23 protein-coding genes are annotated in these 23,517 nt (G+C 62.1%); 9 read left to right on the top strand and 14 right to left on the bottom strand.

The features are described 5' to 3' along the window. Positions 1-44: 44 nt before the first annotated feature. The 5 genes from folK to IGS55_RS21700 all read right to left on the bottom strand — a co-directional run bounded on the left by folK (position 45) and on the right by IGS55_RS21700 (position 4,385). A complete protein-coding gene (gene folK / locus IGS55_RS21720; protein WP_230517007.1) occupies positions 45-521 on the bottom strand; it encodes a 2-amino-4-hydroxy-6-hydroxymethyldihydropteridine diphosphokinase in 477 nt (158 codons plus the stop codon). Beyond that, the gene (pcnB, locus tag IGS55_RS21715) at positions 518-1,894 is read right to left on the bottom strand and encodes a polynucleotide adenylyltransferase PcnB (RefSeq protein WP_230517008.1); all 1,377 of its coding nucleotides are present in this window, start codon (positions 1,892-1,894) and stop codon (positions 518-520) included. Before pcnB ends, folK begins: the two co-directional genes overlap by 4 nt. Beyond that, on the bottom strand, positions 1,887-2,558 hold the full coding sequence (locus IGS55_RS21710; RefSeq protein ID WP_128143214.1) for an HAD family hydrolase: 672 nt from the start codon (positions 2,556-2,558) through the stop codon (positions 1,887-1,889). The genes pcnB and IGS55_RS21710 overlap by 8 nt, the downstream gene beginning before the upstream one ends. Next, positions 2,558-3,226 (bottom strand): DnaA regulatory inactivator Hda, encoded by a 669-nt coding sequence (gene hda / locus IGS55_RS21705; RefSeq protein ID WP_058048421.1) that lies wholly within the window; start codon positions 3,224-3,226, stop codon positions 2,558-2,560. The genes IGS55_RS21710 and hda overlap by 1 nt, the downstream gene beginning before the upstream one ends. Positions 3,227-3,302: 76 nt before the next feature. Further along, positions 3,303-4,385 (bottom strand): AI-2E family transporter, encoded by a 1,083-nt coding sequence (locus IGS55_RS21700; protein ID WP_070301049.1) that lies wholly within the window; start codon positions 4,383-4,385, stop codon positions 3,303-3,305. Between the two features lie 188 nt (positions 4,386-4,573). Here IGS55_RS21700 and purM point away from each other — a divergent pair, with 188 nt between their 5' ends. Then, entirely contained in the window at positions 4,574-5,617 is a 1,044-nt protein-coding gene (gene purM / locus IGS55_RS21695; RefSeq protein WP_077408694.1) for a phosphoribosylformylglycinamidine cyclo-ligase, read from the top strand. A gap of 65 nt (positions 5,618-5,682) precedes the next feature. Here purM and IGS55_RS21690 read toward each other — a convergent pair whose 3' ends face one another. Together IGS55_RS21690 and IGS55_RS21685 are read right to left on the bottom strand one after the other, a co-directional pair. Then, positions 5,683-7,014, bottom strand: a complete 1,332-nt coding sequence (locus IGS55_RS21690) for an MFS transporter (protein WP_230517009.1) — start codon at positions 7,012-7,014, stop codon at positions 5,683-5,685. Positions 7,015-7,135: 121 nt separating this feature from the next. Continuing rightward, positions 7,136-8,752: a GMC family oxidoreductase gene (locus tag IGS55_RS21685; RefSeq protein WP_230517010.1), complete on the bottom strand. Its 1,617-nt coding sequence runs from the start codon at positions 8,750-8,752 to the stop codon at positions 7,136-7,138. Positions 8,753-8,903: 151 nt separating this feature from the next. Here IGS55_RS21685 and IGS55_RS21680 point away from each other — a divergent pair, with 151 nt between their 5' ends. After that, positions 8,904-9,752: an IclR family transcriptional regulator gene (locus IGS55_RS21680; protein WP_442908196.1), complete on the top strand. Its 849-nt coding sequence runs from the start codon at positions 8,904-8,906 to the stop codon at positions 9,750-9,752. Here IGS55_RS21680 and IGS55_RS21675 read toward each other — a convergent pair. The 5 genes from IGS55_RS21675 to IGS55_RS21655 form a co-directional block, all read right to left on the bottom strand. After that, the gene (locus IGS55_RS21675) at positions 9,749-10,963 is read right to left on the bottom strand and encodes a 6-phosphofructokinase (protein WP_070301051.1); all 1,215 of its coding nucleotides are present in this window, start codon (positions 10,961-10,963) and stop codon (positions 9,749-9,751) included. The two genes, IGS55_RS21680 and IGS55_RS21675, sit on opposite strands and share 4 nt — an antisense overlap. Positions 10,964-11,072: 109 nt before the next feature. Further along, positions 11,073-13,121 (bottom strand): sodium:solute symporter family protein, encoded by a 2,049-nt coding sequence (locus IGS55_RS21670; protein WP_230517011.1) that lies wholly within the window; start codon positions 13,119-13,121, stop codon positions 11,073-11,075. Further along, on the bottom strand, positions 13,118-13,432 hold the full coding sequence (locus IGS55_RS21665) for a DUF4212 domain-containing protein (protein WP_230517012.1): 315 nt from the start codon (positions 13,430-13,432) through the stop codon (positions 13,118-13,120). Before IGS55_RS21665 ends, IGS55_RS21670 begins: the two co-directional genes overlap by 4 nt. Next, complete coding sequence (locus IGS55_RS21660) at positions 13,425-14,966, bottom strand: sensor histidine kinase (protein ID WP_230517013.1); 1,542 nt, start codon at positions 14,964-14,966, stop codon at positions 13,425-13,427. The genes IGS55_RS21665 and IGS55_RS21660 overlap by 8 nt, the downstream gene beginning before the upstream one ends. Beyond that, positions 14,963-15,697: a response regulator gene (locus IGS55_RS21655; RefSeq protein WP_034746066.1), complete on the bottom strand. Its 735-nt coding sequence runs from the start codon at positions 15,695-15,697 to the stop codon at positions 14,963-14,965. The genes IGS55_RS21660 and IGS55_RS21655 overlap by 4 nt, the downstream gene beginning before the upstream one ends. 243 nt (positions 15,698-15,940) lie before the next feature. On the opposite strand from IGS55_RS21655, the gene recA reads away from it, so the two are divergent. The 6 genes from recA to IGS55_RS21625 all read left to right on the top strand — a co-directional run bounded on the left by recA (position 15,941) and on the right by IGS55_RS21625 (position 21,595). Next, positions 15,941-17,044, top strand: coding sequence for a recombinase RecA (gene recA / locus IGS55_RS21650; RefSeq protein ID WP_076565922.1), 1,104 nt, complete (start codon positions 15,941-15,943; stop codon positions 17,042-17,044). 203 nt (positions 17,045-17,247) lie between these two features. Further along, positions 17,248-17,703, top strand: a complete 456-nt coding sequence (recX, locus tag IGS55_RS21645; RefSeq protein ID WP_139090627.1) for a recombination regulator RecX — start codon at positions 17,248-17,250, stop codon at positions 17,701-17,703. A gap of 508 nt (positions 17,704-18,211) precedes the next feature. After that, the gene (locus tag IGS55_RS21640; protein WP_230517014.1) at positions 18,212-18,772 is read left to right on the top strand and encodes a DUF2889 domain-containing protein; all 561 of its coding nucleotides are present in this window, start codon (positions 18,212-18,214) and stop codon (positions 18,770-18,772) included. A 78-nt stretch (positions 18,773-18,850) separates the two neighbouring features. After that, positions 18,851-20,020, top strand: a complete 1,170-nt coding sequence (gene sucC / locus IGS55_RS21635) for an ADP-forming succinate--CoA ligase subunit beta (RefSeq protein WP_034746081.1) — start codon at positions 18,851-18,853, stop codon at positions 20,018-20,020. Between the two features lie 13 nt (positions 20,021-20,033). Then, a complete protein-coding gene (gene sucD, locus IGS55_RS21630; protein WP_034746085.1) occupies positions 20,034-20,915 on the top strand; it encodes a succinate--CoA ligase subunit alpha in 882 nt (293 codons plus the stop codon). Positions 20,916-21,130: 215 nt separating this feature from the next. Continuing rightward, positions 21,131-21,595, top strand: coding sequence for a pilin (locus IGS55_RS21625; RefSeq protein WP_230517015.1), 465 nt, complete (start codon positions 21,131-21,133; stop codon positions 21,593-21,595). Positions 21,596-21,616: 21 nt separating this feature from the next. Here IGS55_RS21625 and IGS55_RS21620 read toward each other — a convergent pair whose 3' ends face one another. Then, a complete protein-coding gene (locus IGS55_RS21620) occupies positions 21,617-22,339 on the bottom strand; it encodes a flagellar brake protein (protein ID WP_230517016.1) in 723 nt (240 codons plus the stop codon). Positions 22,340-22,501: 162 nt separating this feature from the next. Between IGS55_RS21620 and IGS55_RS21615 the strand changes: the two genes are divergently transcribed. Continuing rightward, positions 22,502-22,882 (top strand): DUF6713 family protein, encoded by a 381-nt coding sequence (locus IGS55_RS21615; RefSeq protein WP_230517017.1) that lies wholly within the window; start codon positions 22,502-22,504, stop codon positions 22,880-22,882. Here IGS55_RS21615 and moaC read toward each other — a convergent pair whose 3' ends face one another. After that, positions 22,883-23,389, bottom strand: a complete 507-nt coding sequence (gene moaC / locus IGS55_RS21610; protein ID WP_230517018.1) for a cyclic pyranopterin monophosphate synthase MoaC — start codon at positions 23,387-23,389, stop codon at positions 22,883-22,885. It lies immediately after the preceding gene. Positions 23,390-23,517: the final 128 nt, after the last annotated feature.

Raw genomic sequence — 23,517 nt, 5'->3', positions numbered from 1 at the left:
CGGCGTGCAGGGGCGGCATTGTAGTGTATGTCTGGCGCCGTGGCTCAGAGCTGGCTGATGGCCTGGTCGGCGACGCTTGCCAGGAAGGCTTGCGCCGGCCCGAGTCCGGGCACGACGATGGCGGGCGCCAGGGCCAGCAGCGGCACCAGCACGAAGGCGCGCTCGGTGAGGCGCGGATGCGGCACCGTCAGGGTGGCGCTGGCGATCTGCTCGTCGCCGTACAGCAGCAAGTCCAGGTCCAGGGTGCGCGGCGCGTTGCGGTAAGGCCGCTCGCGTCCGTGCGCCGCCTCGATGGCGTGCAGCGCCAGCAGCAGTTCCTCCGCCGGCAGGGCGGTCGTGATGCGCGCCACGGCGTTGATGTAGTCGTCGCCGCTCGAATCGATGGGCGCCGTGCGGTAGCTGGCCGAGGCGTCAACGAGGGATGCGCCAGGCAGGCGCGCCAGACGCGCGATCGCATCCTGCACATTCGCGCGCGCGTCGCCCAGGTTGGCCCCGATGCCGATGTAGGCGGTGACCGTCATTCGCCGCTGGTGCTGCCGGTGGTCGAGCCGCCGCCCGTGCTGGTCTTGCTGCGCGTGCTGCGGCGTGGCGGGCGCTTCTTCTTGACGGCGCCCGGCGCGGCATTGGCGCTGACGAGCAGCGCTTCGCGCGTTTCCTCGTCGCCTTCATAGAAGGCCGTCCACCATTCGCCGATGTCCACGTCGATCTCGCCCGAGGCGCAGCGCAGCAGCAGGAAGTCGTAGCCGGCGCGGAAGCGCAGGTGCTCAAGCAGTTTGTACGGCGCCTTGCCGACGCGGCGCTCAAAGCGCGGCTGCATCGACCAGATGTCGCGCATGTCGGAACCGATCTTGCGCTGCAAGGCCAGTTTTTCCGTTTGCGAGTCGAGCACGTCGTCGGCCGCCAGGTGCAGCGCGGGGATCGTCGACTCGCCGGCGGCGCGGTAGGCCGTCCATTTTTCCAGCACCTGGTGCCACAGCAGCGAGGCAAACAAGAAGCCCGGCGAGACGGTCTTGCCGGCGGCGATGCGCTGGTCCGTGGCGTCCAGCGCCAGGGTGACGAATTTCGCGCCCAGCGGCTGTTCCAGCACCACGTCGAGCAGCGGCAGCAGGCCGTGATGCAAGCCTTCCTTGCGCAGCTGCTGCAGGCAGGCCAGCGCGTGGCCGCTCATCAGGAGTTTGAGCATTTCGTCGAACACGCGCGGCGCCGGCACGTTGTTGATCAGCGGCGCCATGACGGGAATCGGCGCGGCCGTGTGCGGCTCGATGGTGAATTTCAGCTTGGCGGCAAAGCGCACGACGCGCAGCATGCGCACGGGGTCTTCGCGGTAGCGCTCTTCCGGCTTGCCGATCATGCGCAAGGTCTTGGCGCGGATGTCTTCCACGCCGCCGTGGTAATCGAGCACTTCCTGCGTGGCCGGGTTGTAGTACATGGCGTTGATGGTGAAGTCGCGGCGCAGCGCGTCTTCGTGCTGCAGACCGAAGGTGTTGTCGCGCAGGACGCGGCCATGTTCATCCTTGGGCGCGGAGTCGGCGCCGGCGCCGCGGAAGGTCGTCACTTCCAGCAAATCCTGGCCGAACATCACGTGCACGATCTGGAAGCGCTTGCCGATGATGAAGGCGCGGCGGAACAAACGCTTGACCTGTTCCGGCGTGGCGTTGGTGGCGATGTCGAAGTCTTTCGGTTTGACGCCCAGCAGCAGGTCGCGCACGGCGCCGCCGACGACAAAGGCCTCGAAGCCCGCTTCCTGCAGGCTGCTGGTGACGCGGATGGCATTCGACGACACCAGTTTCGGGTCGATTCCGTGTTGCGCAGGACCGAGCACGATGGGTGCCGTGGTGTCGCGCGCTGCCTCTTTTTTAACGCCGAGGATCTTGCGGATGAATTTTTTAATCATTGAATAAGTGGAGTGATGGCCAGCCGTGGAGGGATGCGTGTGCGCTCAAAGCGGTGTTGGGGTTGGTCGCGACAGGGTGGGTCACGACCGACAGCAGGGGAATGTCGTTGTGCGAATCGCTGTAAAAATAGCTGCGCTCGAACTGCCCCAGTTCCTTGCCCATCTTTTCCAGCCAGGCGTAGGTGTGGGTCAGCTTGCCCGCGCCCAGGGTCGGCGTGCCTACCAGCTTGCCCGTGACATTGCCCTGAGTGTCATATTCGGGCATGGCGGCCAGCAGATGCTCGACGCCCAGCGCATCGGCGATGGGTTTGGTGATGAAATGGTTGGTGGCCGTGACGATGGCCAGCAGGTCGCCCGCGTCCTGGTGCTGTTTCAGCAGGGCCACGACTTCCGGGCGGATGACCGGCATGACCACTTCGGCCATGAATTGCCGGTGCAGCGCTTCCAGGCGCTCGCGCGGGAATTGCGCCAGCGTGCCGAGCGAGAATTCCAGGTATTCCACCGGATCGAGCGTGCCGGCCTGGTATTGCGCGAAAAATTCGTCGTTGCGGCGGGTGAATTCGGCGGCGTCCACGGCACCGATGCGTACCAGGAATTCGCCCCACTCGTGATCCGAGTCGATGGGCAGCAGGGTGTGGTCGAGGTCAAACAGGGCCAGATTCATCATTCTTTCGCTTCCGCCTGCAGCAACTCGCGCAACAATGGCAAGGTGATCGGGCGTTGGGTTTCCAGGGAGTAGAGGTCGAGAGAGTCCAGCATCGTCGACAGCGAACGCATGTCGCGCCGGAAATGGGACAGCAGATAGGGTAACACGCCGGGCGACAAGGTCAAGCCGCGGGTGGTGGCCGCCTGGGTCAGGGCGGCGATTTTTTCATCGTCCGTCAAGCCGTGGATCTGGTAGATCAGGCCCCAGCCCATGCGGGTGCGCAAGTCTTCGCGCACGGGCAGCACGGCGGGCGGCACGGCGCCGCTGCACACCATGAACGCCTTGTTGGCGCGGATTTCATTGAACAGGGCAAAGGCGTCGATCTGCGCCAGCGGCGACAGCTTTTCGCAGTCGTCGAGCAGGTACAGGTCGACGTCAGGCGAATACACGAATTCGGACTCGATCGAGAATGGCGAAATGTAGCGCGCGCGCTCGGTGCTGGCCAGGGCCTTGAGCAGGTGGCTCTTGCCGGCGGCCAGTTCGCCCCACAAGTAGGCAAAATGTTCGCGCGACGTGCGCGCGGCGAACTGGCGCATCAGCTGCGCCACTTCGGCATTTTGTCCCACCTCGAAGGTATCGAGGCTGTGCGCCTGGTCTGTGCCTAAATCGAGCACCAGTTGTTTCATGGCGTACGCCTTGTCCTGTTTTTCATTACTGCATGTGCATCGTGGTATTGCTAGGTTGATATGATATCCGCTTTTACTAGGTATTATAGAAGCTGCTGGAGAGGTAGTGGCGTCTTAGATGCTTAAAAGCGACCATCAGGACGGCAGAAGCGGGTAAAGCGAGCAAAACGCCGACGAAACCGAACAATTGTCCGAAAGCCAATAAGGCGAAGATCACGGCCAGTGGATTTAAACCGATGCGCTCGCCCACCAGGCGCGGCGTGAGGAAAAAGCCTTCGATGACCTGGCCGCAGCCGTAGATGACGGCCACGGCGATGACGCCGCTCCAGTCGGCAAACTGCAGCAGGGCGGCGATCAGCGCCAGCATCAGGCCCAGGCCGAAGCCCAGGTAGGGGATAAACACCAGCAAGCCCGTGATGATGCCCACAGGCAATGCCACTTCAAAACCGGCGATGGCCAGTGCCACCGAGTAATACGTGGCCAGCACCAGCATGACAAGCAACTGGCCGCGCAGGTATTGCGCCAGCAGGGTGTCGACTTCCTGCGCCATGCCCACCGTGCGGCCGACCCAGCGGCGCGGCACGGCGGCGGCGATGCGCGCCAGCATCGGATGCCAGTCCAGCAACAGGTAGAACAGCACCACGGGAATCAAGACCACGGTGGCCAGCCAGCCCAGCACGGCCGTGCCGCCGATGCGGGCCGAGGCGAGCACGGTGCTCCAGATTTCATCGCCGCTGGTGGCCATCTGCTGGCTCAGCATGCGCTTGATGCCCGTGCCGTCCAGGCGCACGCGGATACCGAGGTCGCGCAGTTTCGGCGCCAGGAACTCGTTCGCCTTGCTGAGGAATTGCGGGATTTGCGCCTGCAGCAGCGGGATTTCCTTCTGCAACACGGGCACGACGATCAGCACCAGCGCCGTAATGGCGAGGAAAAACAACACTACGACGACCAGCACGGCCAGCGGACGGGGCACGTAAAAGCGCTTGTAATGGAGGCGCTGCAAGCGGTCGACGCCGGGATTGAGCACGTAGGCGAGGATGGCGGCGGCCAGGAAGGGCGTCAGGATGGGGCCGAGGCTGACGAGCAGCAGCAAAAATGCCAGCCAGACCGCGATCCAAAATGCTGTTTGCTTCTGTTCGGCGGTGATGGCGAATGGCATGTAGTTTGTACTGTTGCGTTAAAAAAAGGCAGTTAATTACGAAATAGCGGGGCAGTTTGATAAAATAGCGACTTGATCGACCGAATTCACCCGCTGGCGCCCTGCCGCACGATGTTGAAAAACATGCTTGCGCGCGCGTGCCGGCGGGTATCCGCCTTCTATTTTACCGCCTCCGCTGCCACCACACCATGAACCAGACTTCTAATGTTTCCCTTTCCTACCGTGACGCTGGCGTCGATATCGACGCAGGCGACGCTTTAGTCGAAGCAATCAAGCCGTTTGCCAAGCGCACCCTGCGCGAAGGCGTGATGGGCGGCCTGGGCGGTTTTGGCGCCATGTTTGAAATCAGCAAGAAGTACAAGGAACCGGTGCTGGTCTCGGGTACCGACGGCGTGGGCACCAAATTGCGCCTGGCGTTCGAACTGAACCGCCATGACACGGTCGGCATCGACCTCGTCGCCATGAGCGTCAACGATATCCTGGTGCAAGGCGCCGAGCCGCTGTTCTTCCTCGACTACTTCGCTTGCGGCAAGCTGGACGTGGCGATTGCCACCGACGTCATCAAGGGCATCGCCCAGGGTTGCGAACAAGCTGGTTGCGCGCTGATCGGCGGCGAAACGGCGGAAATGCCTAGCATGTACCCGGCCGGCGAATACGATCTGGCAGGTTTTGCCGTCGGCGCCGTGGAAAAATCGAAAATCATCGACGGCACCAAGATCGCCCCGGGCGACGTGGTGCTGGGCCTGGCCTCGTCGGGCGTGCACTCGAACGGTTACTCGCTGGTGCGCAAGATCATCGAAGTGGCGAAACCCGACCTGGAAGGCGACTTCCATGGCCGTAAACTGGCCGACGTGCTGATGCAGCCGACGCGCATCTACGTCAAGCCGCTGCTGGCGCTGATGGATGCCATGGAAGTCAAGGGCATGGTGCACATCACCGGCGGCGGCCTGGTGGAAAACATCCCGCGTGTGCTGCAGCCTGGCCTGGTGGCCGAACTGGATTCGAAATCGTGGACCATGCCACCGCTGTTCACGTGGCTGCAACAGCACGGCGGCGTGGCTGACGCCGAAATGCACCGCGTCTTCAACTGCGGCATCGGCATGACCGTCATCGTCTCGCAAGAGAACGCGGACGCCGCCATCGCCCAATTGCAAGCGGCCGGCGAAACCGTCTCGCGCATCGGCACCATCCGCGCCCGCGTGGGCGACGAGCATCAGACCATTGTTATCTAAGCTGTAGCTTGAACAAACAAGGCAGGCGCTCGCAAGAGGCCTGCCTTTTTTTACGCCCGGATGTCTTACCGCGCGTGCGCCGTCTTCATGCGGCCATCGGGCTGCGAGCCGCCCTTGCCGATCATGGCCACGCTGACGGCCGAGACGAGGGAGGCGAACAGGATGTAGCCGACGATGTGCCACGGCTCGCCATTGCCCGTTTTCAGCAGGTAGGTGGCGATGATGGGCGTCAGGCCGCTGGCGAAGATGCCCGAGAACTGGTACACGAAGGAGATGCCCGTGTAGCGCACCTTGGCGTCGAACAGGTCGCAGAACAGGGCCGCTTCCGGGCCGTACACGGCCGAATACAGCACGCCCAGCGGAATGATCACGGAACACCACAGCAGCAGCGGACTGTCGGCGTGGTTGAGCATGATCCAGAAGGCGGGAATCGACGACACGCCCGTGATCAAGGAGCCCCAGAAAAAGACCTTGGTGCGGCCGATGCGGTCCGACAGGCGGCCGAAAAACGGGATGCAGAAGCACATCACGACGGCCGACGCCATCACGCCCATCAGCGCTTCCGTGCGGTCGATCTTGATGGTGTTGGTCAGATAGGTGATGGAAAACACGCCGAAGATATTGAAGAACACGCCGTCGATATAGCGCGCGCCCATGCCTTTTAATACATTGCCCGGATAGCGCTTCAGCAGGTCGAAAAACGGAATCTGCGTCTCCGCGTTCTTTTCCTTGACGGCCTGGAACTCAGGCGTTTCCATCACGTTCAAACGTATCCACATGCCGATGAAGACGAGGGCCGCCGACAGGATGAAGGCTATGCGCCAGCCCCACGAAAGGAATTGCGTATCCGTCAAGGTGTACGACAGGATCGCCACCACGCCGGACGCGAGGCACAGGCCGATGGCCAGGCCGATCTGCGGCAGGCTGGCGTAGAAGCCGCGCTCTTTGGGGGGCGCATATTCATACGCCATCAGCACGGCGCCGCCCCATTCGCCACCGAGTCCGATGCCTTGCAGCACGCGCAGGAACAGCAGCAGGCCCGGAGCCCAGTAGCCGATATGGTCATACGTCGGCAGCACGCCGATCAGGAAGGTGGAGATGCCCATGATCATCAGGGTCATCACCAGCATGCTCTTGCGGCCGATCTTGTCGCCGAAGTGGCCGAAGATCACGCCGCCGATGGGGCGCGACAGAAAGCCCACGGCGAAGGTGCCGTAAGCCAGCATGGTCGAGACGAGCGGATCGCCGCCCGGGAAATACAGCTTGCTGAACACGATGCCGGCCACGACGCCGTATAAAAAGAAGTCATACCATTCGATGGTGGCGCCGATCACGCTGGCCATCACGACTTTCCGTAGCTCTTTGGCCTTTTTCGGATGGTTCGTATTGTTGTCCATAATATCTAGTCTCCAATCGATATCGATTATGTGTTTGATGTTTGGCTTGTCGCCTTTACATGGGGCGGGGCCGTCTGCCTGCCGCTGGCATCCTCCTGGGTGAGGTGGAATGGGGAGCTGCTTAGGCAGCCTTGGGCAGGCGCACGGCGTCCGCCAAAATCATGTCGGCCGCTTTTTCGGCGATCATGATGGTGGGCGCGTTCGTATTGCCCGAGACGATTTCCGGCATGATCGACGCGTCGACCACGCGCAGGTTCTGCATGCCGTGCACGCGCAGGCGGTCGTCGACGACGGCCATCGCGTCATGCCCCATCTTGCAGGTACCGCTCGGGTGGTAGATCGACTGGCTGAAACGCCGCGCCGCATCCAGCAGCTGCGCATCCGTCTCGAACTGCGGGCCGGGCACGAACTCTGAAATGATGTGCGGCGCCAGCGACGGCGCGGCGGCGATTTTTCGGGCCACGCGCAGGGCGGCAACCGCCGTCTGCTGGTCGCGCGGGTCGGACAAATAATTCGGGTAGATGCCAGGATAAGCGAGTGGATCGGCGGACTTGATCGACACGTGGCCGCGGCTGTGCGGGCGCAGCTGGCACACGGACGACGTGAAAGCGGAAAACGGATGCGCGCCTTCGCCCGGCTTGTCGGCGCTCAAGGGCTGCATGTGGAACTGGATGTCGGGCCGTTCCACTTCGGGCGACGACTTGGTAAACACCGTCACCTGGCTGGCCGCCAGGGTCAAGGGTCCCGAGCGGGAAAACACATATTGCATGCCCACCCACAGCTTGCCCCACAGGCTGTTGACTTCATCGTTCAGGGTTTTCAGGCGCGTCTTGAAGACGAGGCGGATTTGCAGATGGTCTTGCAAATTCTGTCCCACGCCGGGCAAATCGTGCACGAGCGGCACGCCCACTTCATCGAGCAGGGCGCGCGGTCCCACGCCCGAGCATTGCAGGATTTGCGGCGAGCCGATGGCGCCCGCGCATAAAATCACTTCGCCGCTGGCGCGCGCCTGGCGCAGCTGGCCATCCTGCCGGAACTCGATGCCGACGGCGCGCTTGCCCTCGAACAGCACGCGCGTGATTTGTGCGCGCACTTCCACGCGCAGGTTGGCGCGCTTGCGGGCCGGCCGAAGGAAGGCTTTCGCCGTGCTCCAGCGCAAGCCCTTGCTGGCCGTCTGCTGGAAGTAGCCGACGCCTTCTTGGGTGGCGCCGTTGTAATCGGCATTGAAGGGGATGCCGCTTTCCGTGGCGCCGGCAATGAAATGTTCGGCGATGGGACGGCGCAGCCGCAGGTCCGACACTTTTAACGGGCCGCCCACGCCGTGGTAATCGCTGGCACCGCGTTCCTGGTCTTCCGATTTCTTGAAATAGGGCAGCACTTCGGCATAGCTCCAGCCTGCATTGCCGAGCTCGGCCCAGCGGTCGTAATCTTCCTTCTGGCCCCGCACGTACAGCAAGCCGTTGAGCGAGCTGGAGCCGCCCAGTACCTTGCCGCGCGGCCATTGCAACTGGCGCCCGGCGATGCCGGCGTCCGCTTCCGTGCGGTAGCACCAGTCGAGCTTGGGATCGTGCATGGTCTTGAAATAGCCGACCGGCACGTGTATCCAGGGATTGTTGTCCTTGCCGCCCGCTTCCAGCAGCAATACCTGATTGTTGCTGTCGTGCGACAGGCGGTTGGCCAGCACGCAGCCGGCGGAACCGGCGCCGACAACGATGTAATCGTAGTGTGTTTGCAACATTGCTTTTGTCTCCTGCGTTGCGGTATCGCATCGCCTCGGCGGGCGTTTTTTGCGATACACTGGTCTTTATTGGTTATTTTTGGAACGTTTGGTTCCATTTATAAAAGACGTGCGGCATCGGGACAAGCGGAAACCACCGCATACGCGAGAGGTGAAACAGAACATGCATGATGCGTTTCAAAAACGGCCGGGCGAGGCCGAAGAAGGTGCTCAAGTGGAGACCGGCACAACGGCGAGTCATGGCGACGAGGCGCGGGGCTTGCGCGTGCTGCGCCTGATCGAGCACCTGGCCAGCGCCAGCCAGCCCCTGACCCTGTCGCAGCTGGCCGCGCGCATGCAGGTGCCCAAGGCCAGCATGATGCGCCTGCTCGATACCCTGGAACAGCACGGCTATGTGCTGCGCACGCCCGTGGGGCGCGGCTATGTGCCCGGTGCCGCGTCGACCAACCTGGCGCTGGCGACCCTGCGCAACAATGCCCTGATCCGCGTGAGCCGCAGCATCCTGGGCAGCCTGGTGGCGGTCACGGGAGAGACGTGCAACCTGGCCATTCCCGAGGGCAATGCGATCGTGTATGTGGACCGCGTGGAAACGCAGGAACCGCTGCGCCTGCACCTGGTGCTGGGCACGCGGGCGCCCATGCATTGCACGGCGAGCGGAAAATTATTCCTTGCGCATATGAGTTTGCTGGAGCGGCGCGAATTGCTGGCCATGCTGACCCTGCAAGCGCGCACGCCGAAAAGCATTACCGACCCAGTATTGCTCGAGCGCGAAATCGTGCGCATCGCCCGGCTGGGCATCGGCATCGACGACGAGGAATTCGTGCACGGCATGGTGGCCGTGGCCGTGCCTATCTGCGCGGCCGACGGACGCATCGTGGCGGCCGTGGCCTGCCACGCCCCCGTGGCGCGCAAATCCGTGGAGCAACTGATGCAGCACGTGCCGCAGCTCAAGGAGGCGGCCGTGAAACTACGGCCGCTGTTGCTGGCGGAAAACAGCTAGGGTTTCAATACTTTCGCCACCTTGGCCGCCCGCAGGCGGAAGGCATCGGGCATGCCCGAGCCCAGCAGCGGGCGCAGATATAACCGGAAAGCATCGGTCACGTCCGTGCCGCTGGCGCTGATGAATTCGTCTTCCATGGTGCGCGTCTTGCCCGCCACTTCCGTCAATGGCAGCAACTCGTAATCGACGGAATAAAAGCCCGTGCGCTTGATGGCCACGGAACCGTCGCGGTCGCCCCACATGGCGAACTGTACGGCTTTTTCGCCCACTTCGCGGGCCTCGCGTTGATCTACATCAGAGACGCAGCCGATGAAGGAGCGCTGCAGATAGCCGAAGGTATCGCCGCGCACGCGCTTGATGCCGAGCTTGGCCTTGATTTCGTCGCACAGCAGGTCGGCCAGCGCGCCCGTGCCCGACAATTGCACATTGCCGTGCGCATCGCGTTCGACTTCCTTGGCGAGCAGGCTGGCGATCGGTTCGCCCGAGGCGTCGTGGATGCCTTCCGAGACGGCGATCACGCAGCGGCCGTATTTTTCATAGGTCGCCTTCACGTCGGCAAGGAACTGTTCCAGCACGAAGACGCGCTCGGGCAGATAGATCAGGTGCGGGCCGTCGTCGGGGAACTTCTTGCCCAGCGCCGAGGCGGCCGTCAAAAAGCCCGCGTGGCGGCCCATCACCACGCCCACGTAGACGCCGGGCAAGGCTGCGTTGTCGAGGTTGGCGCCGGCGAATGCTTGCGCGACGAAGCGCGCGGCCGAGGGGAAACCTGGCGTGTGGTCGCTGCCCACCAGGTCGTTGTCGATGGTTTTCGGGATGTGGATGCAGCGCAGCGGATAGCCGGCCTTGTGCGCTTCCTCGCTGACGATGCGCACCGTGTCGGACGAGTCATTGCCGCCGATATAAAAGAAATGTTCGATCTCGTGCGCGCGCAGCACTTCGAAGATTTGCTGGCAGTAGGCGATGTCGGGCTTGTCGCGCGTGGAGCCGAGTGCCGACGACGGCGTGGCGGCCACCAGTTCCAGGTTGTGGCTGGTTTCCTGCGTCAGATCGACGAATTCTTCATTGACGATGCCGCGCACGCCGTGCAGCGCGCCGTACACGCGCGTGACATGCTGGAAACGCCGCGATTCGAGCACCACGCCCACCAGCGACTGGTTGATGACGGCGGTGGGACCGCCTCCCTGGGCAACAAGAATTTTTCCAGACGGCATGGGATCTCCTCGTAAATGGAACGGCCTTCCAGCCTACTCCTTTTTTAGCGCCGCGCTGTCTTTTCCCTATGCCGCAAGGGGAATTGATCTGGCGGGCCTGCCTGCCTATTCATTCCGGCGCCCGGATGTGCTCGACCAGCCCCGTGCTGCGGCGTCCCGGCGCCGGCGTCAGCCAGCTGACGAGGATGGCGGCGGCCAGGCCGGCCGGCACGCCGAAGATGCCGGCGGAGATGGGCGCGATATGGAACCATTGGCCACTGGCATTGCCGCCCAGCATGGTGCTCGTGTGCAGCATGTAATACAGGCATACGCCAAAGCCCGTCAGCATGCCGGCCAGCGCGCCCTGGTAGTTGGCGCGTTGCCAGAACACGCCCAGCACCAGCGGCGGGAACAGGGTCGAGGCGGCCAGGGAAAAGGCCACGCCCACCAGCGACAAAATGTCGGCCGGCTTTTGCGAGGCCGCATAGGCGGCGATGAAGGCCACGGCCAGCAGCAGCAATTTTGAAATCGTCACGCGCTTTTGCGTCGAGGCGCTGGGATCGACCACCTTGTAATAGATGTCGTGCGACAGGGCATTCGAGATGGCCAGCAGCAAGCCATCGGCCGTCGACAGGGCGGCGGCCAGGCCGCCTGCCGCCACCAGGCCGGAAATCACGTAGGGCAGGCCGGCGATCTCGGGCGTGGCCAGCACCAGCACGTCGGCGTCGATGGAAATTTCCGCCAGTTGCACGATGCCGTCGCGGTTGACGTCGACGATGCTGATCAGGGGACTGAGCTTGTCCACATTGGCCCAGTACGACACCCACGTGGGCAGGTTCGCGTATTGCGTGCCCACGAGCGCCGAATAAATATCGTACTTGACCAGCACGGCCAGCGCGGGAATCGTGAGATAGATCAACAAGATGAAGAACAGGGTCCAGAACACGGAGACGCGCGTTTCGTGCACGGAGGGCGTGGTGTACGATCGCATGAGGATATGCGGCAGGGCGGCCGTGCCCAGCATCATGCAAAACACGAGGGCCAGGAAATTGTTGCGCTTGATGTCGGATTGCTGCCGGTCCGCGGCGGGAAATGGCTGCGCGTGCGGAATGATCGGCTCGGCGCGTTTCTGGTTCTGCGCCTGCGCTGCCTGCCACAGCACGCGCGCCTCGTCCGGACTTTTCGGATAGGCGATCAGGTAGCGCTCCGCGTTGCGGATGTCGAACAGCGAGGTATTGCGCTGGCGCAAACTATCGAGCTGGCGCTGGGCCGACAGGCGGCCTTGTTCCCAGGAACCGGGCAAGCCGTCGATGCGCGCCTGGTAGCTTTGCGCGCGCTGGCGGAAGATGGCGCGCACTTCGTTTTCTTTCGGGTCCGCTTCCAGCACGTGTTCGCGCGCGCTCAGTTGCGTCAGCACCTTGCCGTAGGCGATCTGCGGCACGGGATTGTCCGCATGCTTGACAGACAGCCACATGGCGGGAATCAGAAAGGCGACGAGGATGATGATGTACTGCGCCACCTGCGTCCAGGTGATGGCGCGCATGCCGCCCAGAAAGGAGCAGACGAGAATGCTGGCCAGGCCCAGGAAGATGCCGACGGAAAAATCCACGCCTGTGAAGCGCGAGGCGATCAGGCCGACGGCGTAGATCTGCGCCACCACATACGTAAACGACACGATGATGGTGGCGGCCACGGCCACCACGCGCACGCTGGCGCCCCGTTTGTCGGTACCGCTGCCGTAGCGGGCGGCGAGGAAATCGGGAATCGTGTACTGGCTGAATTTGCGCAGGTAGGGCGCGATCAATAGCGCCACCAGGCAATAGCCGCCCGTCCAGCCCATGATGAAGGCCAGGCCGTCGAAGCCGTTCAGGTACAGGCCGCCGGCCAGGCTGATGAAGCTGGCCGCCGAGATCCAGTCGGCGGCCGTGGCCATGCCGTTGAACATGGCTGGCACCCGGCGCCCCGCCACATAGTATTCGGTGACGTTCGAGGTGCGGCTGATGACGCCGATGGTGGCGTACAGGGTGATGGTGACGAGCATGAACAGGTAGCCGATCCACGCGCGCGGCATGCCTTCCTGTTCCAGCACGGACAGGGCCAGCAGGAAGGCGGCGAAACCGGCCGTAAACAGCAGGTAGTAGCGGCTCAGCCGGGCAAAGAAGCTGCGCTGGCCGCTCATGCGTGCTCCTCGGCATGAAAGTCGCGGTCGAGGCGCCGCATGCGCCAGGCATAGACGGCGATGATGGCCAGGTACACGAGCGAGGCGCCCTGGGCCGCCATATAGAAGGGCAGGGGCCAGCCGAACAGGTTCAGGTGCAACAGTTCGCGCGCATAGAACACGGTCAGGAAGCCCGTCAGCAGCCAGACCAGCAGCAGGATGGCCGTCAGGCGCCGCGTCTTGCGCCAGTGCATATCGCGGCGCGCCTGCAGCTCGGGGCTGGGCGCGCGCGCGGGCCGCGCCGAGGCAACGGGTGGGCTCGGCTTATCCATACGTGATGTCATCCTCTTCTGGCGCGTCCGGCAACAGCAGGGCGATGCTCAGGCGCAGCAGGGTGCCCGGCAGCTTCGGCGACTGCGCGCGCGGATTGTTAAAAATATCGACTTCGGCGCCGTGCTGCTGGGCAATTTCGCGGACGATGGCCAGGCCCAGGCCGCTACCATCGACATTGCTGCCGAGAATGCGGTAAAAGCGTTCGAACACGTGCGCCCGCTCGGCCGGCGCAATGCCTGGCCCCGTATCTTCCACCTCCAGGATGGCCAGTTCCAGGGTGCTGCGCACGCGCACCGTGACGCTGCCACCGGACGGCGTGTAGCGCAGGGCGTTGTCGATCAGATTGCTCAGCAGCTCGCGCAGCATTATGGGATTGCCGGAAATCATGATCGAATACGCGGGCTGTTCGAAGCCCAGGTCGATATGCTGGGCAAACGAGGCTTGTACCCAGTCCTGCACCACGCCGCGCGCCAGTTCGCTCAGTTCGATCGGTTCGAACGCCGTGCCCGCCTGCGGCTGGTTTTCCGCGCGCGCCAGGGCCAGCAACTGGTTGACGAGGCGCGTGGCCGCTTCCGAACTTTTCGCCAGCTGCAGCAGCGAGCGGTGAATCTCGTCGTGGTCGGTCTGGCGCAGGGCCAGTTCCGATTGCATGCGCATGCCGGCCAGTGGCGTTTTCATCTGGTGCGCGGCATCGGCGATGAAGCGTTTCTGCATGTCGATCGACAGCGACAGCCGCGAGAGCATCTCGTTGAGCGAACCGACCAGCGGCGTGATTTCCTCGGGCACCTGGCCCGATTCGATTGGACTCAAATCGTCGGGCGGCCGCGCGCGTATGCGCTCCTGCAATTGCGCCAGCGGCGACAGGCCGCGCGCCAGGGCAAACCAGACGAGGGCCAGGATCACGGGCAGGATGATGAACTGCGGCAAAATCACGCCCTTGATGATTTCGTTGGCCAGCTGGGCGCGTTTTTCCAGCGTCTCGGCGACTTGCACCAGCGCGCGGCTTTGCTCATCGTCGTTGCTGGAAGGAATATCGAGATAGCTGAACGCCACGCGCACGGGCGTGCCGTGCATGGTGTCGTTGCGGAACAGCACCATGCCGCTGCGGTATTTGTCGGCGTCCTGCGGCGGCGGCAAATCGCGGTCGCCGGCCAGGTATTCGCCGCGCGGGCCCACCACCAGGTAATACAGGGTGTCGACATCGTCGCCGCGCAGCAAGTCGCGGCCGTTATTATTGCTGCTGTTCTTGTCCGGCGCGCGGCGCAGCATGGCGCCATCGGCCTGCTTGACCTGCTGCGTGAGCACCGTCACGCTGTCTTCCAGCGCATGGTCGAATGGTTGATTGGCGATGCTCTTGGCCACCAGATAGGTGATGGCGATGCTCATCGGCCACAGCAGCAGCAGGGGCGCCAGCATCCAGTCGAGGATTTCGCCGAACAGCGAATGCTCGATCGTGTCGTCCTGCTCCGTGGTGGGCGGTTCGAACCAGTCGTCGTCGTCCGGCTCGTCCGCTGGCGCCTCGCGCGCCTTCACTTGCTGGCGGGTCCGCTGGCCGGGCTTGCCGACTCGCCCGCTTCGGCGTTCAGGCGCGCCGCTTCCGAGTATTTTTCCAGGCAATAGCCGAGGCCGCGCACGGTGGCGATGCGCACGCCACCCACCTCGATTTTCTTGCGCAAGCGGTGCACATACACTTCGATGGCGTTGTTCGACACTTCCTCGCCCCATTCGCACAGGTGGTCGACCAGCTGCTCTTTCGAGACGAGGCGGCCGGTGCGGCCCAGCAGGATTTCCAGCAAGCCCAGTTCGCGCGCCGACAGGTCGAGCATCTGGTCGTTGATGTAGGCGCTGCGCCCCACCTGGTCGTAGCTGAGGGGGCCGTGCTTGATGATGGTGGCGCCGCCGCCGGCGCCGCGGCGCGTCAGGGCGCGCACTCTTGCCTCCAGTTCCGACAAGGCGAACGGCTTGGCCATATAATCATCGGCACCGAGGTCGAGGCCATTCACGCGTTGCTCGATGGAATCGGCGGCCGTCAGGATCAGCACCGGCAGCAGCGAGGCGCGCGCGCGCAGGCGGCGCAGCACTTCCAGGCCGGACATTTTGGGCAGGCCCAGGTCGAGGATCAGCAAGTCGAATTCCTGGGTGGACAGGGCCGTGTCGGCCTCCTGGCCCGTCTTGACGTAGTCGATCGCATAACCGGACTGGCGCAGCGAGCGGGTCAGGCCGTCGGCCAGCACGCTGTCATCTTCGGCAAGTAAAATACGCATGGTGCACTTCCTATGCTTTGCGGCGGTAGAAGCTTGTATTGTGTTTCATTTTCCGCAAGGTGGCGAATTTTTATGAAAATCCGCGGTTGTATTGATCTGTTTCAAAACAAATCCACGTTCCGCTTGCATTGATCACTGTTTTTTTATACAGTACTGTCTGTGTAAAGAATTTAACCCACTGGCGCTATCGCAGGCTGCAGGATTCACCCTGAATCCGCACCTGTAGAACGGCTGAAAGAACATATGGACGATAAAAAAGCTGTAGTACCCGCATCGGAAAAAGCCAAGGCGCTCGCCGCCGCACTGGCGCAGATCGAGAAGCAGTTTGGCAAAGGTTCGGTCATGCGCATGGATGCCAGCGCACCGATCGAAGAAGTGCAAGTCGTGTCGACCGGTTCGCTCGGCCTCGATATCGCGCTGGGCGTGGGTGGCTTGCCGCGCGGCCGCGTGGTGGAAATCTACGGTCCGGAATCGTCGGGTAAAACCACCCTGACCCTGCAAACCATCGCCGAAATGCAAAAACTGGGCGGCACGTGCGCCTTTATCGATGCCGAGCACGCGCTCGACGTCGGCTACGCGCAAAAGCTGGGCGTGAACCTGCACGAATTGCTGATCTCGCAACCGGACACGGGCGAGCAGGCGCTGGAAATCTGTGACGCCCTCGTGCGTTCGGGCAGCGTCGACCTCGTCGTCATCGACTCCGTGGCCGCACTGACGCCACGCGCCGAGATCGAAGGCGACATGGGCGATTCGCTGCCAGGCTTGCAAGCGCGCCTGATGTCGCAAGCCCTGCGCAAGCTGACCGGTTCCATCAACCGTACCAATACCCTGGTCATCTTCATCAACCAGATCCGCATGAAGATCGGCGTGATGTTCGGCAGCCCGGAAACGACCACCGGCGGCAATGCGCTGAAATTCTACGCCTCCGTGCGCCTGGATATCCGCCGCACCGGCTCGATCAAGTCCGGCGATGAAGTGATCGGCAACGAAACCAAGGTCAAGGTCGTCAAGAACAAGATCGCGCCACCGTTCAAGGAAGCGCACTTCGACATCCTGTACGGCGCAGGCACCTCGCGCGAAGGCGAAATCCTGGATCTGGGCTCGGATGCCAAGATCGTGGAAAAATCCGGTTCGTGGTACAGCTACAACGGCGAACGCATCGGTCAGGGCAAGGACAACGCCCGCGCCTTCCTGCAAGAGCGTCCGGCGTTGGCCCGCGAAATCGAAAACAAGGTCCGCGCTTCGCTGGGCGTGCGCGAACTGCCGCCGCTGGCTGCTGAAAAGCCGGAAAAAGCGGACAAAGCCGCCGACAAGGCTGCCAAGGCTGCGGAAGCCAAGGCAGAGTAGGTCGGATTAGCGCGGCAAAGCCGCGCGTAATCCGACAACAGCACAGAGGCCAACAATGTTGTCGGATTACGGCCCAAGGGGCCTAATCCGACCTACGCATGGCTTGCCGCAAGGTAGGACCCTGATCGCCGTCCCGCGCTGTTGCGCCGGGCGGCGATTGTGTTTGGGTGATGTGATCGTGGAATGGAAGACAAGGTGGGTGTATGGCCGCAGTACAACTAAGCCTGAAGGGCAGGGCGCTACGCTTTTTGTCGATGCGTGAACACAGCCGCATGGAATTGCGGCGCAAGCTGCAGCGCCATGCGCAGGAGGGCGATGATGTGGAAGCCTTGCTCGACAGCCTGGAGCAAGCCAACTGGCTGTCGCAGGAGCGCTTTTCCGAGTCGCTGATCCACCGCCGCTCGGCCCGCTTCGGCAATAGCCGCATCATGGCCGAACTGCAAAGCCATGGCATCGGCGGCGAGGCGCTGCAGGAGCTCAAGGCGGGCCTGGCCGAAGGGGAGGTTGCGCGCGCCTGCGAAGTATGGCGCCGCAAGTTTGGCGAGGTGGCGCAGGATGCCGAGCAGCGCAACAAACAGATGCGCTTCCTGATGCAGCGCGGCTTTTCCCAGCGCGCCGTGCAGGCGGCCTTGAAGGGCCTGGACCCCGAAGACGACTAGACGCGCGCCGGTGGCGCCCGGACTGGTCACGCGAACGCCCGGCCGCAGGCTCTTCCATTGTGTTCCTTCTGCAACAGTTCGCACCTTGCCTGTGTGGCAAGGACCGGCCCGTCACGCTTGATGGCATATTTTTTTGCAAGCGCACTCCGCTGTCATCGTCCTGTCAAGCTGGCGGCGTATTGTTGCGCTGCACGTGACCAGCGCCACCAGCGCTTGCCCATGCCAGACGGGTGTGGCGGCTGGCGCAGGACAGGCGTGCAAGGAGGGCATATCTATCATCACTGAACGTGATAACAGCGTCAATTTCCATGTGAATTCTTTATGCTTTGAAATGTTTTTATCGAAGCAATGAAAAATTATGTTGCGGCGCAACCGGCGCCCAGTGTGCTACACTTTTAGGGTTTTTGCGGCGCCGCAGGTGCGGTTGCTGTTCGTAGAAGCTGCGAACAGAGTGCTTTAGGCACATGGCTGCTTACTAAATTATGGCCGCGCAAGCGGCATCGGTCTTATGCCCCTGTCAACTCCCGTATCCCGGCGCGCCCTACGGCACTCCCGCGTTATCGACGTCCAAGCGTATGTGCGCGACGACGGCCTGTGGGATATTGACGCCCATATCACCGACATCAAAAGCTATGACGCGACCCTGGCCTCCGGCCCCCGTCCCGCCGGCTCCCCTCTGCATGACCTCCACTTACGCATTACCGTCGATCGCGAACTGACCATTGTCGAGGCCGAAGCTGTCTCCGATGCCGTGCCCTATCCCGGTTTTTGCGATACCATCGGCCCCGCTTACAGGGCGCTGATCGGTTTGAATTTATTGAAGAATTTCCGCCGCGACTTGAAACAGCGCCTGGCGGGAATCGCTGGCTGTACCCATTTGACCGAACTGGCGCAAGTCTTGCCGACTGCGACGGTTCAGGCATTTGCCGGCGATGTCTGGTCGACCCGTGACGGTGAGAATGCTGACTTGTCGCATGAAAAGCCGTTTCAACTCGACAAATGCCACGCCCTGCGCACCGATGGCGGGGCAGTTGCACAGTATTACCCGCGCTGGGTAGCCAAAGCGTGACCCCGGCGCTCTGTTTTTCCTGTTTTTTTTGCACCACTAACCGTATTTTTACAAATCAGTATCAGAAGGGAAGCCAGCATGAAAATCCATGAGTATCAAGCCAAAGAAATCCTCCGGCAGCACGGAGTGACGGTACCACGCGGTATTCCGTGCATGTCCGTCGAAGAAGCCGTCAAGGCTGCGGAAACCCTGGGCGGCCCGGTATGGGTTGTCAAGGCGCAGATCCACGCAGGTGGCCGCGGCAAGGGCGGCGGCGTGAAAGTGGCGAAATCGATCGAACAGGTCAAGGAATACGCTGACCAGATCATGGGCATGCAGCTGATCACGCACCAGACCAGCGCCGAAGGCCAGAAAGTCAACCGCCTGCTGGTGGAAGAAGGCGCCGACATCAAGCAAGAACTGTACGTTTCGCTGGTCACCGACCGCGTTACCCAGAAAATCGTCCTGATGGCTTCGTCCGAAGGCGGCATGGACATCGAAGAAGTGGCCGAGAGCCACCCAGAGAAGATCCATCACGTCACCATCGATCCAGGCACAGGCCTGACCGATGCCCAGGCAGACGACATCGCCGCCAAGATCGGCGTGCCTGCCGGCTCCATCGCCGACGCCCGCGTCAACCTGCAAGGCCTGTACAAAGCGTACTGGGAAACCGATTGCTCGCTGGCCGAGATCAACCCGCTGATCGTTACCGGCAGCGGCAAAGTCATCGCCCTGGACGCCAAGTTCAACTTTGACCCGAACGCCCTGTTCCGTCATCCGGAAATCGTCGCCCTGCGCGATCTGGACGAAGAAGATCCAGCGGAAATCGAAGCGTCGAAATTCGACCTGGCCTACATTTCGCTCGACGGCAACATCGGTTGCCTGGTGAACGGCGCCGGTCTGGCCATGGCCACCATGGACACCATCAAGCTGTTCGGCGGCGAGCCTGCCAACTTCCTGGATGTCGGCGGCGGCGCCACGGCGGAAAAAGTCACCGAAGCGTTCAAGATCATGCTGAAAAACCCAGGCCTGAAAGCCATCCTGGTGAACATTTTCGGCGGCATCATGCGTTGCGACGTGATCGCTGAAGGCGTGATCGCCGCAGTGAAAGCCGTCTCGCTGAACGTGCCACTGGTCGTGCGCATGAAGGGCACCAACGAAGACCTGGGCAAAAAGATGCTGGCCGATTCCGGTCTGCCTATCATCGCAGCCGACACCATGGAAGATGCAGCCAAGAGCGTCGTTGCCGCTGCTGCCGGTCAAGCTTAATTAAGGAATCAACATGTCCATTCTGATCAATAAAGATACCAAAGTCGTTACCCAAGGGATCACCGGCAAGACCGGCCAGTTCCACACCCGCGGTTGCCGCGACTACGCGAACGGCAAAGCTGCCTTCGTGGCAGGCGTGAACCCGAAGAAAGCCGGCGAAGATTTCGAAGGCATTCCTATTTTCGCTAACGTGACCGAAGCGAAAAAAGAAACCGGCGCCAACGTTTCCGTCATCTACGTACCGCCAGCAGGCGCTGCAGCGGCGATCTGGGAAGCTGTCGAAGCTGAAATGGATCTGGCCATTTGCATCACCGAAGGCATTCCTGTCCGTGACATGATGGCCCTGAAAGACCGCATGGCTAAAGCCAACAGCAAAACCTTGCTGCTGGGCCCTAACTGCCCAGGCTTGATCACGCCAGACGAAATCAAGATCGGCATCATGCCAGGCCACATCCACAAGAAAGGCCGTATCGGCGTCGTATCGCGTTCGGGCACCCTGACCTATGAAGCAGTGGGTCAATTGACCGCACTGGGCCTGGGCCAATCGTCGGCAGTCGGCATCGGCGGCGACCCGATCAACGGTCTGAAGCACATCGACATCATGAAGATGTTCAATGACGATCCAGATACCGACGCGGTCATCATGATCGGCGAAATCGGTGGTCCGGACGAAGCCAACGCGGCTTATTGGATCAAAGACAACATGAAAAAACCGGTCGTTGGCTTCATCGCTGGCGTAACCGCTCCTCCAGGCAAGCGCATGGGCCACGCCGGCGCGCTGATCTCGGGCGGTGCCGATACGGCACAAGCCAAGCTGGAAATCATGGAAGCTTGCGGCATCACCGTGACCAAAAACCCGTCGGAAATGGCGCGTCTGCTGAAAGCCATGCTGTAATTTTCAGCCTGGTTCATGCAGTACAAAAAAGGAGCTTCGGCTCCTTTTTTTTTGTCCGCAAGACAGGCCAATTCCCGGCCTGGGCGGACGGCGCTGGTCCGAACCCGCCCAAATGTGTCGCTTTTCTTTCCATGCGTACCGGCGCTGCCCGGGCGCGCCGCTGGCATGGCGCTTGCACCATGCATGGGGTGAGCAATGCACAATGGGAGAATACGATGCGCGCGCAAAGCGGTTTTACCCTGATAGAACTGATGATCGTGGTGGCCATCGCCAGTATCCTGGCGGCCGTGGCCATTCCCCAGTACGGCGACTATACGATGCGGGCCAAGGTCAGCAATGTGCTGGCGGCGGCTGCGCCGCTGAAGACTGCCGTGGCCCTGTGCGTGCAGGAAAATGGCGGCGAAGCGGCCGCCTGCAGCACGCCTACCACGGCCGTGCCCAGCGCCATTCCCGTTTTCAGCGCCACGCGCGAAGTGGCCAGCGCCAAGGTCGACAAGGGCGATATCGAACTGACCCTCGCGGGCGACCTGGGCAGCGGCTTGGGCGGCCAGACGGTGAACATGGAGTTGCAGCTCGGCACCAGCAGCCTGAGCTGGTTCAACAGCACCAGCGTGACGAATGCGGCGGCCAAGGAGGCCATTACCCGCACGAATATTCCCAAGGTGGCGGCGACGCAGTGAGCGGCGCCTGCCGCGCCGGTATCAGACGATTTTTTGCCGGTCCGCGATCAGCGCTTCATAGGTGAGGTTTTGCAGCAGCGTGTAGTGGGTCGGTTCCAGGTCGATGAATTGCACGCCGTACGTATAGATTTCCGCTACCCCGGCGGCGTGGCCACTCGACGGCTTGCCCACGCTCACGTTCTGGATGCGGGCGCGCGTGTTGACGCGCATCTGATGCTTGTTCGGCTGTACCAGCAGGGTAAAACTCAGTGCCACGCCTGCGTCATCGGGCGTGAGCATGCCGGGCGCCTCGATCAGCGCGCCCGAGACGCTGAGGTTGACGATGAACACGGGCACGGCCGCCACGTCGCGGTAGCTCAGCTGCGCCGGAATGTCCACCTTGACGCGCATGGCCGTGCGCAGGCTGGTGCCCTGGATGGTGTCGGGAAAGCTCAGGTGCACATAGTTGAGCGGGCGGCCGAAGATGCGCAGTACGCTGCAGGAAAACGAACAGACGGTGACACCGGAAAACACGCGGATGGTCAGCTTGTCGCCTTCGTTGAGGACAATCGACGCGCCGTTTTCCATGGGAATCTTGACGATCAGGTACTCGTCTTTCACATAGCCGATCACGGTCGAGAAATGCTGACTGGGTTTGATGGTGCGGTGCGTGATGAACTGGATGCGTCCCCCCACCTGCAGATTCATGGCCTCGAATTCGAAGTCCTGGAGCTTGCTTTCCGCGGCGGGTCTGTTGCTTGTCATGCGATGCTCATCTGGATATGGACGACTCGCAGTATGCATGATTTCTTGATGAAAAAGCATTTATATCAATGAAATTCATTTTTGCATCGAAAGTGCCATGGACACATGCCGGTGCGCGGTGCAGGCTTTAGAATGGGATCAATATTGACGAATGTAAATCTTATGCCGCGCAGCTACTTCTGGACCATGTTGTTCCTGATCTTGCATCAAATCGACGCTGCCTACTGGAAAGAGTGGGAGATGTTTTATCTGCCGGGCGGCGTGCAGGGTTTTCTCGTGTTTAACCTGGCGGCGATTGCCTTGGTGCTGGCCGGTTACCGGCACGTGCTGCTGGCCACCGCGCGGGCGCCCCTGTATGCTTGTGTCTGCGCCGTGCTGGGCGTGGGCACCTTTCTGATCCACGCCGGCTTTTCGCTGGCAGGGTTGGAGCAATTCCACTTGCCCCTGTCCATGGCCATCATCGCGCTGTGCCTGGCCAGTGCCGTCTGGCTGCTGCGCGACTTGCGCCGCGTCCAGGGCCATCTTGCGCGCCAGGCAAAATAATTACACCTCGGCGTGCCAATCGCCCGACTTGCCGCCATGCTTTTCCAGCACGCGCACATTCGTCATGACCATGCCCCGGTCGACGGCCTTGCACATGTCGTAGATCGTCAGCAAGCCGATCTGCACGGAAGTGAGCGCTTCCATTTCCACGCCGGTTTTTCCTGTCGTATCGACCTGGGCGCGGCAGTGCACGCTGTTGGCCGCTTCATCCACTTCAAAATCGACGGTGACGCGCGTGAGGGCCAGCGGGTGGCACAGGGGAATCAGGTCGCTCGTGCGCTTGGCGCCCATGATGGCGGCGATGCGGGCGATGCCCAGCACGTCGCCTTTCTTGGCGTTGCCGGAAATAATCAATGCCAGGGTGGCGGGCTGCATGCGGATGGTGCCGGCGGCCACGGCGCTGCGGCGCGTGTCTTCCTTGCTGCCCACATCGACCATATGGGCCTGGCCCGCGGCGTCGAAATGGGTCAGTTCCCCGGCGGGGGCTTGCTTGTCTGCTGTTGTCATGGCGTCAAAATAGGTGAGAAAAGGGGAGCGCGGCACGCCCGGTCACGACCTCATGCCACTGGCATGACGCGTGGGAATGGGCGCCGCGAACAAGGTATGATAGCACCCGTGAATTCAAAAACTCCCCT

The sequence above is a fragment of the Janthinobacterium sp. EB271-G4-3-2 genome, assembly GCF_020858035.1.
GTDB classification, from domain to species: domain Bacteria; phylum Pseudomonadota; class Gammaproteobacteria; order Burkholderiales; family Burkholderiaceae_D; genus Janthinobacterium; species Janthinobacterium aestuarii.
The sequence above is the reverse complement of the archived record's forward strand: the minus strand, read 5'-3'. Positions and strand labels throughout refer to the sequence as shown.